This window comes from Dehalococcoidia bacterium, from assembly GCA_035310145.1.
Classification (GTDB): Bacteria; Chloroflexota; Dehalococcoidia; order CAUJGQ01; family CAUJGQ01; genus CALFMN01.
The window spans coordinates 1-16,014 of sequence record DATGEL010000124.1 but is presented as its reverse complement, the minus strand read 5'-3'; the positions used below and the strand labels follow the sequence as shown (position 1 = coordinate 16,014).

Sequence of the window (16,014 nt, the reverse complement as noted above, 5' to 3'; positions counted from 1 at the left end):
TTGCCTGGCAGGAGCGGCGCAAGCACCGCCCACGCTGCGTCCGTCAGTTCTCCCCGCCCGACCATGCCCAGCTCCTGTGGTGTGCACACCCTCCTGCACAGGATACCGGGCAACGGGTCCATTCATCAGACAGACCCTAGTCGCGGCACGGCGCAGGTTTCGAAGATCGTTATCACCCGCGAGCAGATAGGCCGCGAATCGCTGCCGTATTAGGCGCCGAGCAGCTCGACGGTGTTGCCGTCGGGGTCTTGCAGCATGGCGATCCAGACGCCAGGGCGCGCCTCGCGCAGCGGGATCGTAAAGCTGTGGCCCTTCGCCTCCAGCCCCTTCACTACGCCGGGCAGGTCCTTCACGCTGATCGTGAAGTAGCGGATGCCCGCTTGCGCCTCGCGCTCGCGCGGGCCAGCAGGCGGCGGGCCGTCGTGGTATTGCATCAGCTTCAGCACCGTGTCGCCGATCTGGATGCGATGCATCGTGCGGTTGCCGGGAAACGCCATCTCGCCCGCCTTCGGTAAGCCAAGATCGTCGCAGTAGAAGCGCACGCAGGCATCCACGTCCCGCACCAGCACCCCGAGGTCAATGCCGGGCTTCGCGATCTCCATCGTCTTCTCCTTGCTCACCGCCAGCCTTCCGCGGCGGTAGCGAAGCGCATGCTACCGCGATCACAGCGACAGTTACCATGCGCCCTGCTCGCGCAGCTCCGCGATCTCCTGCCAGGAGAAGCCGGCCTCCAGCAGCACCTCTTCGGTGTGCTGGCCGACCTCCGGCGCAATGCTGCCGGGATTCGATGGCGTCTCGCTGAAGCGGATCGGGCTGCCGATCGCCGCGATCCGGCCCCACTGCGGATGTTCAACGTCGATCAGATAGCCGTTCGCCCAGACCTGCGGATCTGCGGCCACCTCGGCGTAGTCGTGCAGCGGCGCGTACCGCTGGCCCTCGGCGCGCAGCCGCGTGCACCACTCGTCGGTGCTGTGCGTGCGGAAGATCGCTTCCAGGAGTGAGTAGAGTTCCGGCCACCTCGCCTCGCGGGCGCTGCCCTGGCTGAAGCGCGGGTCGTCGATCAGGTCGGGGCGCTCGATTGCCCGGCAGAAGCCGGCCCACAGCGGCGCCCGCGCCCCGGCGATGGCGAGGTGGCCATCGGCGGTGGCGAACACGCGCCAGACGCCGCCCACGGCCGGGTGACCGCGGTTGGCGCGGCCCGGCACCTGCCCGGAGAGCAGATACTGGGTGATCTCCGTCGCCTGCGACCAGATCTGCCCGCCGAGCAAGGAGACATCGACGCGCTGGCCGCGTCCCGTGCGCTCGCGCGCGTACAGCGCGGCCAGCACGCCGGCGGCGAGGTTTTGCGAGGCGGCATGGTCGGCGATGAACGCGCCCACCGGCGAGGGGAAGCTGCCGTCCTCGCCCGTGGTGCTCAGCAGGCCGCCGGCCGCCTGCCCGTTGATATCGGCGCCCTCGCGCTCGGCATCGGGGCCGACAGGGCCGAAGGCGCTGCCGGTAGCGTAGATCAGCCGCGGGTTGAGCGCGGCAAGGTCGTAGTAGCCCAGGCCCCAGCCGTCCAGCGTGCCCGGCTTGAAGTTGCTCAGCAGGACATCCGCTCCCTGCGCGAGGCGGCGCAGCACGGTCTTGCCGGCCTCCGTGCGCAGGTCGAGCGAGATGCTGCGCTTGCCGCGGTTGAGCGCGTAGAACATGGCGCTGCGCGGGTCGTCCGCACTTATCACCAGGCCGCGGGCAAAGTCGCCGCTGCCGGGCAGCTCGACCTTGATCACGTCGGCGCCCAGATCGGCCAGCAGTTGGCCCGCCTGCGGCCCCTGCACAACCATCGACACATCCAGAACCCGCACGCCGTCCAGCGCTCCCATGCTCTTCCCCCGCACGCCTGCATCGTGTGGCCTCATCATACGGTCGTGGTGCGCGGCCTGAGGGACGGGTGCGAGCCGCTGCCAGACGTTGACCCTCCCCAGGCAAAGCCCTAGCATCGTGCACGCCGCCCATTGCAGGCGACGAGCGTCGAGGGCACGGCAGGTGCGGCGGTTTCCGAGGCCGGGACCGACCGCGCCGCCAGGCCGTGCCGGCGGAGAGGACGAATGGCGTACGACAAGCCGATTCCCGACCCCAGCCCGCACACAAAGCCGTTTTGGGAGGGCGCCAAGGCGGGAAAACTGATGCTGCCGCGCTGCACGAGTTGCAATCGCGTGCACTGGTATCCGCGGCTGATCTGTCCCTACTGCCACGCGCGCGAGATCGAGTGGATCGAGGGCAGCGGCGAGGGACGCATTCACACCTTCGCCGTGCAGCATCGCGCCTTCGGCGGCTGGGCGGCCGAGACGCCCTTTGTCACGGCCTACATCGACCTGAACGAAGGCGACCGCATGGCCACCGTGCTGCGCGGCGTGGACGCGACCAGGCCCGAGTCGATCAAGATCGGCGCCAAAGTGCGCGTGGAGTTCGAGCCGGCCAGCGAGGATGTGCACATCCCCTTCTGGCGAGTCGTCTGACGTTCCGGCCCGCGGCCGCGGCGAGAGGCCAGGCTGCTGCCGGCCGACTCGGCGCAGACATCAGTTAACTGCTGAGAGAAGAGGACGCGCAATGCCAGGTGAGCTTTCCCGCGCCGCGGCGATCGTGGGCGCAACCGAGGCGAACGAGATCGGCTACCCGGAGCCGCCGCGCACGTCGCTGCAACTGCACATCGAGGCGATCAAGAACGTCAGCGACCAGACCGGCATCCCCATCTCGCGCATCGACGGCATCTTCTCCGCCGGCTGGTCCTCGGAGCTGGCCGAGCACCTGGGCCTGCACCCGAAGTACATCGACACGACCGCGGTCGGCGGCTGCTCGTTCGAGATGCACGTCCACCACGCGCTGGCGGCGATTCACGCCGGCATTATCGACGTGGCGCTGATCAGCCACGGCGAGGCGGGCTGGTCCGCCCGCGCCAACAAGGGACGCGGCACGGGTGGCTTCCGCGGCGCGGGCGATCCCTGGGCGCCGGGCACGCAGTTCACCACCGCGTACGGCTTCTCCGGCGCGCCCTCGAACTACGCGCACGCCATGACCCGCCACAACCACCGCTACGGCACCACGCCGGCCGACTTCGCCCACATCTCCGTCGTCACCCGGCAGTGGGCGATGCTCAATCCGCGCGCGATCATGTTCTCGGCGGAGAGCAATCCGGGCGGCGGGCCGATCTCCGTGGAGGACGTGCAGAAGGCGCGGCTGATCGCCTGGCCGCTGACGCTGCTGCATTGCTGCCTGGTGACGGACTACGGCGGCGCGGTGCTGATTGCGAGCCCGGAGATCGCGGCCAGTGTGAAGACTAAGCCGGTCTGGATCGCCGGCGCGGGCGAGAGCATGAGCCACTCCAATATGCTGGAGATGGAGGACTTCACCGCGACCTCGGCCGCCGCCTCCTCCGCCACGGCCTACAAGATGGCCGGCATGGGCCCGGAAGACATGGAAATGGCGATGATCTACGACTCGTTCACCGTCACGGCCGGCATCACCGCTGAGATGCTCGGCCTGGCGCCACGCGGCGAGGGCTTTCGCCTCTGGCAGAACGGCGACGCCGCGCCGGGCGGCCGCCTGCCAATCAACACCAACGGCGGCGGCCTCTCCTTCAACCACTCCGGCATGTACGGCATGCAGCTGCTCGTCGAGGCCTACCGCCAGCTCTCCGGCACCGCGGAAGACGGCGTCAACGGCCTGAAAGGCAAGCAGACGAAGGCCCGCTCCTGCGTGGTCAATGGCACCGGCGGCAGCCTCTCCACCACCGGCACGCTGGTGCTGGTAGCGGACTGAGCGTCGTCGGGCCTTCCCCAGCCACGGGGCCGAATGCACGTGTTGCCTGCGCGCGGCGCTTCACCGGTTTCCGTGATGCGGGCAGGCGGGCGAGAGAAGGAAGCGAAGCCGGGACTGCGCCGGCGCGCGGAGCGTCACATGGCAGCGATCGAACGCGGGCGGCCGTGCGCCCGCGCCGCCGGCAGGTGCACGGTGAAGGTGCTGCCCTGCCCGACGCTGCTGGCGACCTCGATGCGGCCGTGGTGGCTCTCCGCGATCCACTGCGCCAGCGCCAGTCCGAGTCCCGTGCCGCCTTCCTCGGACGATCGCGCGTCGTCCGTGCGGTAGAAGCGCTCAAATAGGTGCGGCAGGTGACTGGCCGCGATTCCCGGCCCCGTGTCGCTCACGCGGAGCACGCCGTCGTGGCCCTGCCGCTGCGCACGTACGCGGATCGCGCCGGCGGCCGTGTAGCGCACCGCGTTGTCGACCAGGATCAGTACGAGTTGATGCAGGCGGTCCTTGTCGCCCCAAACCGCGGTCTCGGGATCCGCCTCGATCTCCAGCGCAACGCCCTTCTCGGCCGCCGCCGGCTGAAGCTGGCGCACCACGGCCGCGCCTATCTCGGAGAGATTGACCGTGCCGAAAGCCAGCGCCGCCTTCCCCTGGTCGGCGCGCGCCAGCGTCAGCAGATCGGAGACGAGCCGGGTCAAGCGCTCGATCTCGGCGATAATGTCCGCCACCACGTCCTGGTAGTCGGCGAGCGGCCGCTCGGGATGCCGCGTCAGCAGTTCGGCGTTGGTCAGCATCACCGTCAGCGGCGTGCGCAATTCGTGCGAGGCGTCGCCGGCGAACTCACGCTGGCGGTCCAGGGCAACCGCGATTGGGCGCAGGGTGCGGCCGGCGAGCCAGTAGCCCGCGCCGGCCGCCAGCGCCACACCGATCAGCCCGGCCAGCAGGGAGATCAGCGCCAGCCGCGTCACCGCCGCATTGACGAAGTACTGGGATCGCGCCACCTGCACGATGCCGACCGTTTGCCCGCCGCGCACCACGGGCAGACTGTAGACGCGCACGGCGCCGCCCTGCACGCGGATCGTCGTGTACTGGCCACTGCCGCTCTGCAGCGCTCGGACGGCGCCGGCGTTGTCGGGCAGGCCGGGCAGGGTCTGGTCTCGGGGCGGCGTGATCTGGCCGTCGACCACCGGCATCACGTACTCGAGCACGCCCTGCTCTTCCAGGTGTGAGCCGTGCTCGTCTGGCCGCGGCCGGTAGCCGGGGCCGGGGCCGCTGGGCGACGGCGGCGGGCCATCCGGCACGCCGGCGCCGACGGCGCCGGCCCGCAGCTGCAGCTCGCGGTCGTCGGTGGCGTGCGCTTCTCGCACGGCCAGCACGCCGATCGCGCCGGCGACCAGCACGACCGTAACGCCAAGCAGCGCCGCGTAGAGCAGCGTCAGGTGCCAGCGCGCCCGCGTAAACATCGAAGGGGACTCATTCCCGCAGGGCGTAGCCAACGCCGCGGATCGTGTGCAGCAACTTCTTTGCGAAGCCCTGGTCGATCTTGTCGCGCAGGTAGTGCACGTAGATATCGACCACGTTGGAGATGACCTCGGTATCGTATCGCCAGACCGCGGCGAGGATCTGCGTGCGCGTCAGCGCCTGGCCGGGATGGCGGAGGAAGTATTCGAGCAGGGCGAACTCGCGTGCGGTCAGCTCGATCGGCTTGCCGCCGCGTGTGACCTGGTGGCGCAGTAGGTCCATCTCCAGGTCGGCCGCGCTCAGCCGCGCCTCCGGCAGCTCGTCGGTGCGTCGGCGGCTGATCGAGCGCAGGCGCGCCAGCAGCTCGATCGAGGCGAACGGCTTCACCAGGTAGTCGTCCGCGCCGGCATCGAGCCCTTCGACGCGGCGCTCGACCGTGTCGCGCGCGGTGAGCATCAGGATCGGCGTGGCCACCCGTGCCCGCCGCAAATTGCGGCAGATGCTGACACCGTCGCGGCCGGGCAGCATCCAGTCGAGCACGATCGCATCGTATTCGCCCGCGCGCGCCAGCTCTTCGCCGTCCACGCCGTCGAACGCCTCGTCGACGACGTAGCGCTCCTCTTCCAGCACGCGGCGCAGCGCCCGCACCAGCCGCCGATCGTCTTCCACCACCAGCACCCGCATCGCTCACCTCTGTGAGCACAGTCTACGGCCGGCAAATGTGAGGCGGATGTGAGCAAGATGAGGATCCTCGTAGCCGTCGCCGGCCCAACCATCCAGGCGCCGGTGAAGCGGCTGCGTCTCGCGCTATTGCGCCGCCGCCGGCGTGGGCGAAGCCGTGGGCCGGCGCTGCGGCACGGGCGTTGCCACCGTCGCATCGCCGGGCAGGACCAGCACCGCGGCGGGGTTGCCGCTGTTGTCGAGCGCGACCGCCAGGTGATCGCCGCCGTGGATCTGCTGGGGCGCCACCGAGGTGAGGCGCCGCAACGGGCTCTGCTCATCGAGCGCCACGCTGACGCTGCCCGTTCGCCCGGCAAGCTGCACGCTCTTGGCGCTAACAGCCGTCACCAGGCCGTAGGCCTCCGGCGCCTGTTGCGCCGAGGGATACGCCTCCCAGCCGGTGAAGCCGCCGGCGCTCTTGGGCGGCAGCGCCCCTGGCTGACCAAGCTGGGCGGCGGGAATCAGCACCACCAGCTTGATCGCGAAGGAGTTTACCAGGTTGGGTACGCCGCCGATCGTCAGCCCGTCGCCGACGGCGATTGCGCCAGGCGCGGCTGGCAGCAGCGCCTCGATGCGTGTCTGGGGGCCGAGCGTGAGCTGCCGTGGCTTGGCGCCGGGAGCGGGCGCCAGGGTCACGGTGTTGCCCGCCACCTCCTGCACGTCGCCCTTCAGCAGGTCGGCTCGATACTGCAGCGCCGGTAACGGCGGCAGCTTCGCGGCCGCGTTCGAGCCGCCGCCCCGCAGCGCCAGCAGCGCCAGGAGCGCGACCATGACGAGCAGCGCAAGGACCGCCGCAGCGAGGATCGCGCGCATTCTCCACGGCGCGCCACCCAGCGGGACGCCGCTTGCTCCCGCAGCCACCCCACACCTCCGCCCCGTCACGCCCTTCATGGCGCCTCAACGTCACGATAGCAGCGCCGCGGGCGAGGGTCACGGCCGGCACGGCCGTTGCTTCGCGGCCGCGGAAGATGCTACCTTCGGCGCGCCGGAAAGAGGATCTGCGCGCCCATGCTGCTCGCCGTTCTGGCGTTGGTTGTGCGCCGCGCGCTCGGCAACTGGCGGCTGCTCGCGGTCGTCACGGCCGGCGTCGTCTTCGCGGCCGCGCTCACCTCCAGCACGGCCATCTATGCCGACGCCATCCGCGACCTCGGCCTCAGCCACGCCCTGCGCGGACAGCCGCAGCTCAGCCTTGACACGATCGTCACCAGCACCAGCGCCCGCATGGCCGCCGCGGAGGATGCCTCACGCCGGCAGAACACGCAGGGCATCGCGCACGCCTACGCCGGGCACTGGCTCAGCGGTCCGGTCGAATACGGCCGCAGCGCTACATTTTACCTTTCGCCCCCCGGCCAGCCTGCGCCCGTCGCCGACAACCGGCCGCGCAGCTTCCTGCAATACCAGGACGGCCTGGCCGACCACGTGCGCGTGACCGACGGCGCCCTCACGCTGCACACCGATCCCGCCGCCGATCCCAAACAGCCGCCCACCGTGCAGGCCGTGATCGGCAAGGTCACCGCCGATCGGCTCAAGGTGAAGGTCGGCGACCGCTTCGATCTGCATCCCTACTGGCACCTGGAGATGGCGCCGATCAGCGTCGTCGTCGCCGGCATCATCGAGCCGAAGGATGCGAACGAAGAGTACTGGATGGGCAAGAGCGACCGCTTCGAGCTGCTGAGCCAGTCGTGGGACACTTATCCCTTCTTCGTGGACCGCGACACGCTCGAAGGCACGGTCGCCGCCTACTTGCCCGACATCGAAGGCGATTTCACGACGCTCTTCCCCGTGAAGGCGAGCGGAATCAACGCGGACAACGCCACCCGCGCCCTTAACGGCTTCGACGGCATGGAGGCGCAGCTTCGCGCACAGATCCCGCGCACCACGATCAACACGGTCGTGCCGGAGACGATCTCGACGTATCAGAGCAAGCTCTTCTTCAGCCGCCTGCCGCTGTTCGCGCTGATGCTGCAGGTCGTCGGCATCGTGCTCTACTACATTGTCATGGTTTCCACGATGCTGGTGGACCGCCAGGCCGGCGAAGTCGCGCTGCTCAAGAGCAGGGGCGCCAGCACCCGGCAGATTGTCGGCGTCTACGCGATCGAGGGCGGCATCATCGCGCTGCTGGGCGGCGTGCTCGGGCCAGTGCTGGCAGCCGCGACGATCCGCCTGCTCGGCCCCACGCCGCCCTTCCACGACCTCTCCGGAGGCGCCCTGCTGCGCACACACATCTCGACCCAGGCCTGGCTGCTGGCGGCGCTGGGCGCCGGGCTGTCGCTGGCCGCGCTGCTCTGGCCGGCGTACCGCGCCAGCCGTTACAGCATCGTCGGCTTCAAGCAGGCGCTCTCGCGCCCGCCGCGCACGCCGGCCTTCTTCCGCTACTACCTGGACGTTTTCCTGATCGTCGTCGCCGCGGTGCTCTTCTACGAGCTGCGGCAGCGCGGCTCGCTGGTCACGCAGCAGCTCTTCGGCAACTTGAAGACCGATCCGTTGCTGCTGGTGACGCCCACGCTGTTCATGCTGACGATCGCCCTGCTCTTCCTGCGCCTGTTCCCGCTGGCGCTGCGCCTCGTGGCGCGGCTCTTCGGCGAAGTCAGCGGTCCCAGCGTGCTGCTCGGCCTCTGGCACATGGTGCGCAGCCCCGTGCACTACAGCCGGCTGATCCTGCTCCTGATCCTCGCCACCAGCCTGGGCATGTTCGCCGCCGGATTCCGCGCCACCCTGGACCGCAGCTACCGCGACCGCGCCGCCTATCAGGCCGGCGCCGACCTGCGCGCGGAGGGCGTGCGCGAGCCGCTGCCGCTCTCCGGCGGCGACCTGGCGGCCAAGGCGCAGCAGGCGCTCGGCGCGGCCGCCGTCTCCTCCACCGTGCGCGAGAACGGCAGCTACAGCCCGAAGCAGTTCCAGCAGGTCGATGCCCAGCTGCTCGGCATCGACCCGGCGTCCTTTGATTCCGTCGCCTACTGGCGCGACGACTTCAGCGGCCATTCGCTGAAGGGCATGACCTCGGCCCTGGCGAAGAGCCGGCCCGTGGCGCTTCCCGGCCTGCTGCTGCCCGACGGCGCCCGTGCGATCGGCGTCTGGGTGCAGGGCTCGGCGGCGACGCAGCCCTATCAGATCGCCGTGCGCCTGGTGGATGCCAGCGGCCGCATCGTCGACTATCAGCTCAGCAACGGACGGGCCACGCAGCCCCCGCCCGGCCAGTGGACGTTTCTTTCCGCGCGGCTCGACCAACCGGGCGCCGGCTTCACCTTCCGGCCCGGACCTCCGCCCGCGCAGCCGCTGCGCTTCATCGCCCTGTACACGCGCTCGCGGCCGATCCAGACGGCCGAGACGGTGCAGGACTACTTCGACGATCTGCAGGTCTCCACCGACACGGCGCTGCAGGCCGCCGGCGGCTTCGCCAACGGGACGGTCGTCACGGACTTTGAGGACACCAGCGGCTTCGAGCTTGTCGGCGACGAGTCGACACGACCGACGGGCGACAGCTTCGGCCGCTCGGACAAGGCCGCGCACGGCGGCCAGTTCTCCGGCCTGCTCACCTGGACGCACGAGGCCATTCCCGTACACGGCGCGCGCATGAAGGGCGACGGTCAGCCGGTGGCGGGCTACGCCAGCCAGGAGTTCATGAAGGCGGCCGGGCTGCACAGCGGCCAGACGATCCTCATGTACATCGACCGCGCGTACGTCGACGTGCGCATCGCCGGCAGCTTTTCGTACTTCCCCACCTACACGCCCGGCAGCGGCCAGAACCTGCTCGTCGTCGACATGGCGCGCCTGCAGTACGCGACGATGCGCGTGCCGGAGGCCGGAGACGGCACCTACGCGAACGGCGTCTGGGCCAGGGGCCCGGACCCCAGCATTGACTCGCTCACCGCGCTGCGCCGCGCCGGGCTGAGTGCCGACGAGATCAGCAGCGTGGCCGAGCTGCGCGCCAGCCAGCAGCGCGACCCGCTGGTGGCGGCAAGCTGGGAGGGCATTCTCTTCCTCTCGTTCGCGGCGGTGCTCCTGCTGGCGGCGCTGGGCTTCGTCGTCTACTCGTTGCTCTCGGCGCGGGCGCAGGCGCTGGAGTTCGCCGTGCTGCGCACCATGGGCCTCTCGCGCCGGCAGATCGTCTTCGTCGTCAGCTTCGAGCAGCTGTTTGTCACCGTGGCCGGCGTGCTGGCGGGCACGATCCTCGGTTTCCCGCTCAGCCGGCTGATGATCGGCTACATGGGCATCACCGAAACCGGCTCCAAGGTCGTGCCGCCGTTCGTGAGCAGTGTGAGCTGGCAGGCGGTGGCCTCGACCTATGTGGGGCTGGCCATCGTCTTTGCCGGCGCCACCGCCGCGCTGGCCACCCTCTACGCCCGCCTCGCTGTCTCCCGCGCCCTGCGCCTGGGAGAAGGCTGATCCCCGCCTCGTATACTTGAACCTGGACGGCCGCCGGCGTCGCATGCAGGCCAGCGGGAAGGCAGGCGATGGGCATCAGCGCGGAAACCTACGAGCGCGTGGCGCTGGAGGACGGCGATGCGACATGGGAACTGGTCTGCGGCCGCCTGCGGCAGAAGCCGCCGATGACGACGGCGCATAACCGCACCGCGCGCCTGGCGCGGCGGCAACTCGAGCGTCAACTGCCGGAAGACCACTTCGACATCGCCGAAACCGCTCGCCTACGAACCGGCGGCGGTTCGTTCTACGTTCCCGACCTGGTGGTGATTCCCGCCGGCCTGCTCGCCGCGGCGCTCGCCATGCCGCGCGAGCTCGAAGTCTACGAGGCGCCGGTTCCGCTGGTCATCGAGGTCTGGTCGCCCTCCACGGGCGACTACGACGTAAGCGAGAAGCTGCCAGAGTACCAGCGCCGCGGCGATGCCGAGATCTGGCTGATCCATCCCCACGAGCGCTGGCTGAGGGCCTGGCGCCGGCAGGCAGATGGAGGCTACACCGAGACGCTGTTCGGCGGTGAGGCATCCATCGAGCCGGCGGCGTTGCCCGGCGTGCGGATCGAGTTGGCGAAACTGCTCGCCTGAACCCGAGGTACACGCGCGCCGAACAGGGTTCGACGGCGCTCGCGAACGGCGTATAGTGGGCACAGCGCAGCGCGCGGCGGAGGGGCGGATGACGTCGGGTCTGGTGGATGGCGCGATCGGCGCGGCGCCGTGGCAGAACTACTACATTTTCTGCGAAGACCTTTTCAAGATTTACAAGATCGCCGACCTCGAGGTCGTGGCGCTGCGCGGCCTTGACCTGCGCGTCGAGCCGGGCGAATTGATGGCGATCGTCGGCGCCTCGGGCTCGGGCAAAAGCACGCTGCTCAATATCCTCGCCGGGCTGGACGTGCCCAGCGCCGGCCGCTGCTACATCGGCGGCCGCGACCTGCTGGCGATGTCCGACGCAGAGTTGATCGACTACCGCCGCAGCCAGGTGGGCTTCGTCTGGCAGCAGACGGGCCGCAACCTGATTCCGTATCTGAACGCCCGCGAAAACGTCGCCGTGCCGCTGACCCTCTCCGGTGTGGGCCGGGCGAAGGCGCGGGCGCGGGCAACGGAGCTGCTCGACGCCGTGGGACTGGCGCCGCGCATGCATCACCGGCCGGAGCAGCTCTCCGGCGGCGAGCAGCAGCGCGTCGCCATCGCCGTTGCCCTCGCCAACGAGCCGCCGCTGCTGCTCGCCGATGAGCCGACCGGCGAGCTGGACTCGATCGGCGCCGACGATGTCTTCCGCGTGCTGGCCGACCTGAACGAGCGCATGAAGGTGACGATCGTGATCGTCACCCACGACGACGCCATTGCGGAACGCGTCAACCGCGTGGTCACCATTCGGGACGGGCGCACCGCCGTCGAAAGCTTCCGCCGCATCGAGCTGCACGCTGGCCGCATCGAGTCGCGTCACGACGACTTCGCCGTGGTCGACAACACTGGCCGCCTGCAGATTCCCCGCGCTATGCTCGAGCAACTGGCGATCCACGACCGGGCGCGGCTGGACTTTGCCGGCGACCGCGTGGAGGTGCGGCCGGAGCCGAAGCTCGAGGAACGCGGCATGGCTCACGACGTACCCGGCTTCCCACCGGAGGAGCGGCGCGCATGAACGGCATGCGCGTCGAGCTGGACGCGGTCAGCCGGCGCTATCAGACCGGCGGCGTCGATATCTGGGCGGTGCACGACGTCTCGCTCACGATCGAGCCCGGCGAATTCGTCGCCGTGATCGGCCGCTCTGGCTCGGGCAAGACCACGCTGCTCAACCTGATCGCAGGGCTGGAGCGGCCCAGCGCCGGCGCCATCCGCCTCGACGGCGAGGAGATCAGCGCTCTCCCTGAGAAACGGCTCACCGCCCTGCGCCGCAAGCGCATCGGCTTCGTCTTCCAGTCGTTCGGCCTGCTGCCCCTGCTCTCCGCACTGGAGAACGTCGAGCTGGCGCTGCGCATCGCCGGCGCCGGCCGGCGAGAGCGCGGCCGCCGCGCCCATGAAGTGCTGGAGATGATGGGGCTTGGTCGACGGCTGCATCACCGGCCCTATGAGCTTTCCGGCGGCGAGCAGCAGCGCGTCGCCATCGCCCGCGCCATCGCCAACCGCCCGGCGCTGATCCTGGCCGACGAGCCGACTGGCGAGCTGGACTCGGTCACCGGCCTTACGATCTTCCGCGCCCTGGGCGAGATCGCCCGCGGCGAAGGGATCACGATCATCACCAGCACCCACGACCGCGCGGTCATGGAACTGGCCGGGCGCGTCGAGGAGCTGGCCGATGGGCGCCTGCTGCCGCACGAGCAGCGCTCGCTGCTGCGCTACGCCACCTCCCGCGAAGGCCGCGGCCCAGCGCTCGCCGGCCCGCATCCGCTCTCTTCGCCGCTCGGCCAGCGGAACGAGGCCGCGGATGGGCAGGAGCCCGCAATCGGAGCAGTGCCGGCGTCCTCGACTGAAGACCATATATCGGCCGAGCCGTTGGCGCGCTGGGCGGCGCCCGCCCGCCGCGGCGTCGCGGAGCTGGAGGCGGAACGTCCCGCGGCGGAGCCGCCTGCTCTGCCGCCCGGTTCGGCCGACGAGCCCGACGCCGAGATCAGCCGCTGGGCGCCTCCGGAGCGACGCGGGTCGGCCTGAAAGTCGGCCCGCCGCCCGCGCGGAATCCGCCCTGGGGCCAAGCTCGGCGCGGCGCCACGTTCCCGGTCTGCCGACAGCCCGACTTCGCCGTAACAAAATCTGACGCATTGCGTTATATTTTGGTGACGACGGTCGGCCGCCATGTTGGTTGCGCTTCGGGTACCGAACCGATGGCATTCGCAGCCGCCGAAAGAGGAGGCCACAGTTATGTGGAGCGTCGCGCGGCTCGCGGCGGTGACGTTTGCACTCACGCTCGGCTCGCTGGCGGTAGCCAGCGCCGCCGGGCCGAGCATCACCGTCAAGCCCGGCACCTTCGTCGGCACGGCAGGCGACTGCGGTCCCGCCAGTCCCCCGGCAACCGATGCCGTGGCGTCCGCCTGGGTGGCGGGGCAGGGTCTGCCTGACGCGGGCGGCTCCAACCACGCGCTGTATCTGCAAAAGTTCGGGGCGACGTCCGACTGCTCGGCCGCGCTGGCGTCGGTCTCCGGTGTCTCCGGCATCTCACTCACGGAGCTGGGCTTCGACGTGCGCGACGACGGGCACTGCGGCGCCGGAGCGCCGCGCTTCGACGTCATCACGATGGACGGGGTCGATCACTTCTTCGGCTGCTTCTACGGCACGCACACGCCGATCGCGCGCGGCTGGACGCGGGTGCGCTTCGCGCTCGGCGACGCCTTCCCGCCCGTCACAGCGACAGAAACCGTGCAGTCGATCGAGATCGTCTTCGACGAGGGCACGGATGTTGGCTCGGGCTTCGTCTACATCGACAACATCGACGTGAACGGCACGATCGCGGGCCAGCCCGGCCTCGCGCAGTAGCGCACGAGCGTGCATCGCCCGCCGCTCCGCCCGGCTGCCGCGGCTGATCGGCCAGGCCCGTGCGGCGCCGATCCGGTTCCGCCGACGGACAATAAATCACCCGCGCAGCAAATGCGCGGGCAGGAATCGGGGAGAAGGGGAACATCGCCATGCAGATTCGTCACTTACTGGTTGCCGGCATCGCCGCTGGGGCGCTGCTGGCGCTGCCCGCCGTCACCGCCGCCGCGCCGCCCACGCGCCAGTACGGCCCAATCACCACGGTCAACGACCCCGACTCCGGCACCTGCGGCAACAACTGGGCCACCGATGCCTTCAAGCGCCTCTTCACCGCGAACACCGTGCCGAACAGCGACGGCAGCTACAGCTTCGATGAGGCGTTCATCGGCGGCAGCTTTGTGACCTCGGCCGGCGCCAGCCCCGGAGCGTGCGAAACCTTGCCGGGACCGACAGGCAACGGCCACACCGTCGCCGCCGGCGTCAGGGGAGAGTTCTCCGGCTCCTATCGCAACGTCACCGTCAGCGGCGGCACGTTCAATCCCGCTGCCGTCTGCACGCAGACCAGTTGCGACAACACCACCGACTTTGTCCATACCGTGTACGGTCCAGGCGCAAGCTTCAGCGTCAGCGCGTTCTTCTTCCAGTACCAGACCGCGCAAAACGGCGACTGGACGAACGCCTCGCCCGACCTGGGCGGCAATAGCGGCGATATCTTCAGCAACTGAGCGGGAGGCGGCCTCTGACGCGGCAGGCCCGGATCGCGCGATCCGGGCCTGCCGCGCTGCACCGCGCGTCGTTTCAGCCGGCCAGTCTTGCCAGCCAGAGGCCGGCCGCCAGCGCCAGCAGGATCACGGCGATTACTTCCGGCGAGTACGGCTTGAGCCGTGTGCGTGCCGGCGCGGCGCGGCGGATCGTTTCGTCAATGCGGCTGCGCACGGCCTCTCGCTTGAAGATCGGTTCTTGCCTCCGTTCGCGCTCCCGCCTTTGGGCCTCCGTCAGATCGCGGCGAGAGTCGCGCAATGCGAGCCAGGCGCTGCCGCCGGCGATCAGCGTGACCAGCACGGCGACCACCAGCCCCAGCACGTTCAGCACGGTCACGTGCTACCTCCGTCGTGCCGCGTGGGCATTCCCGTCCAGTGTACCCATGCGGCACGCCTCGTGGATGCCGCCGGGGACGTAGCCGCGGTGAATCGGGCTGCGCCGGTGCTTGGCGCCGCGGCGAGGCGATCGCCGGCCCGCGGACCGGCGCGGCGTCTCAATAGAGCGTGGTGCGGTAGCCCGTCTCGAGGCGCGCGTCCAGTTCCTCGACGGAGCAGTCCTCGACGCCGAGCTGATCGCGCAGTATGCGGCCCAGCGAGGGCAGCGTCTCGCGCGGAAGGTGCCGGCTGGCATCCCAAAGCCGCGAGCGGCGGAACGCCTTGGCGCAGTGCAGGAACGCCTCGCGCACCTCGACCACGATCGCCAGCCGCGGCGCCTTGCCGCCCACCGCCATCGTGGCTCGCAGGTTCGCTTGCGTGGTGATGCAGGCGCGGCCGTTCACGCGCAGCGTCTCCTCGACGCCCGGCACAAAAAAGAGCAGGCCGACCTGCGGATTCTCGATAATGTTGCCGAGCGAGTCGGTGCGGCGGTTGCCGGGCCGCTCAGGCAGCGCCAGCGTGTGCTCGTCCAGCACACGCGCAAAGCCGGGCACATCGCCGCGCGGCGAGACGTCGCAGAAGCCGGCGGCGCTCGCCGTGCCGAGCAGCGCGAAGGGCGAGTGGGCGATGAAGGCGCGGCAGTGTTCGTCCAGCCGGCCGATGTCCTTCGCCTTCGCCAGCTCCGAAGGCTCGCCCACGATCGCGTGCAACTGCTCGGGCGTGGCGACGATTTCCGTGATGCTCGAAAACGCGGTCGCGGTCTCCGCCGTCATCTGCTCACCTCTCGCGGCGCTGCGCACGCCGGCGCACATAGTGTAACGGCTGCGAGCATGGCACGGCGGCGAACCCACGGAAAAACGGCCCTGCCAGCGACCGCAGCGCCGGGTGTGATCGATCACGCGATCTGGACCACTTCGATCCTCGAAATTGGCCCACCCCCTGTGGGTATCCGGCTGGGTAGCGGACGCTGCGCCCGCGGCGGTCTCAGGCCACACGCTCCTCCGTGCGCTGGCGTTTGGCCAGCG

15 protein-coding genes are annotated in these 16,014 nt (G+C 69.9%); 8 read left to right on the top strand and 7 right to left on the bottom strand.

The window, feature by feature from the left end; translation table 11 throughout:
• Nucleotides 1-209: 209 nt before the first annotated feature.
• Nucleotides 210-602 carry a VOC family protein gene (locus tag VKV26_23110; GenBank protein ID HLZ72805.1) on the bottom strand — a complete coding sequence of 131 codons (393 nt, stop codon included), beginning with the start codon at nt 600-602 and terminating at the stop codon, nt 210-212.
• 72 nt (nt 603-674) lie between these two features.
• Nucleotides 675-1,862, bottom strand: coding sequence for a CoA transferase (locus VKV26_23105; GenBank protein HLZ72804.1), 1,188 nt, complete (start codon nt 1,860-1,862; stop codon nt 675-677).
• 225 nt (nt 1,863-2,087) lie between these two features.
• Between VKV26_23105 and VKV26_23100 the strand changes: the two genes are divergently transcribed.
• Nucleotides 2,088-2,498 carry a Zn-ribbon domain-containing OB-fold protein gene (locus VKV26_23100; GenBank protein HLZ72803.1) on the top strand — a complete coding sequence of 137 codons (411 nt, stop codon included), beginning with the start codon at nt 2,088-2,090 and terminating at the stop codon, nt 2,496-2,498.
• 91 nt (nt 2,499-2,589) lie between these two features.
• Nucleotides 2,590-3,798 (top strand): thiolase, encoded by a 1,209-nt coding sequence (locus VKV26_23095; GenBank protein HLZ72802.1) that lies wholly within the window; start codon nt 2,590-2,592, stop codon nt 3,796-3,798.
• Nucleotides 3,799-3,932: 134 nt separating this feature from the next.
• Here VKV26_23095 and VKV26_23090 read toward each other — a convergent pair whose 3' ends face one another.
• From VKV26_23090 to VKV26_23080, 3 genes are all read right to left on the bottom strand, one after another.
• Nucleotides 3,933-5,252: an ATP-binding protein gene (locus VKV26_23090; protein ID HLZ72801.1), complete on the bottom strand. Its 1,320-nt coding sequence runs from the start codon at nt 5,250-5,252 to the stop codon at nt 3,933-3,935.
• Between the two features lie 10 nt (nt 5,253-5,262).
• Nucleotides 5,263-5,934, bottom strand: coding sequence for a response regulator transcription factor (locus VKV26_23085; GenBank protein HLZ72800.1), 672 nt, complete (start codon nt 5,932-5,934; stop codon nt 5,263-5,265).
• A 123-nt stretch (nt 5,935-6,057) separates the two neighbouring features.
• A complete protein-coding gene (locus VKV26_23080; GenBank protein HLZ72799.1) occupies nt 6,058-6,831 on the bottom strand; it encodes a hypothetical protein in 774 nt (257 codons plus the stop codon).
• Between the two features lie 147 nt (nt 6,832-6,978).
• Between VKV26_23080 and VKV26_23075 the strand changes: the two genes are divergently transcribed.
• From VKV26_23075 to VKV26_23050, 6 genes are all read left to right on the top strand, one after another.
• Nucleotides 6,979-10,356 carry an ABC transporter permease gene (locus VKV26_23075; protein ID HLZ72798.1) on the top strand — a complete coding sequence of 1,126 codons (3,378 nt, stop codon included), beginning with the start codon at nt 6,979-6,981 and terminating at the stop codon, nt 10,354-10,356.
• Between the two features lie 68 nt (nt 10,357-10,424).
• Nucleotides 10,425-10,973: a Uma2 family endonuclease gene (locus tag VKV26_23070; GenBank protein ID HLZ72797.1), complete on the top strand. Its 549-nt coding sequence runs from the start codon at nt 10,425-10,427 to the stop codon at nt 10,971-10,973.
• Between the two features lie 88 nt (nt 10,974-11,061).
• Complete coding sequence (locus VKV26_23065; protein HLZ72796.1) at nt 11,062-12,030, top strand: ABC transporter ATP-binding protein; 969 nt, start codon at nt 11,062-11,064, stop codon at nt 12,028-12,030.
• Entirely contained in the window at nt 12,027-13,037 is a 1,011-nt protein-coding gene (locus tag VKV26_23060; GenBank protein ID HLZ72795.1) for an ABC transporter ATP-binding protein, read from the top strand. Before VKV26_23065 ends, VKV26_23060 begins: the two co-directional genes overlap by 4 nt.
• A gap of 207 nt (nt 13,038-13,244) precedes the next feature.
• Nucleotides 13,245-13,856, top strand: a complete 612-nt coding sequence (locus tag VKV26_23055) for a hypothetical protein (GenBank protein ID HLZ72794.1) — start codon at nt 13,245-13,247, stop codon at nt 13,854-13,856.
• Nucleotides 13,857-14,005: 149 nt separating this feature from the next.
• A complete protein-coding gene (locus tag VKV26_23050; protein ID HLZ72793.1) occupies nt 14,006-14,578 on the top strand; it encodes a hypothetical protein in 573 nt (190 codons plus the stop codon).
• A 73-nt stretch (nt 14,579-14,651) separates the two neighbouring features.
• On the opposite strand, the gene VKV26_23045 is transcribed toward VKV26_23050, so the two are convergent.
• Entirely contained in the window at nt 14,652-14,951 is a 300-nt protein-coding gene (locus tag VKV26_23045; GenBank protein ID HLZ72792.1) for a hypothetical protein, read from the bottom strand.
• Between the two features lie 157 nt (nt 14,952-15,108).
• On the bottom strand, nt 15,109-15,762 hold the full coding sequence (locus VKV26_23040) for a pyridoxamine 5'-phosphate oxidase family protein (GenBank protein HLZ72791.1): 654 nt from the start codon (nt 15,760-15,762) through the stop codon (nt 15,109-15,111).
• Nucleotides 15,763-16,014 lie beyond the last annotated feature (252 nt).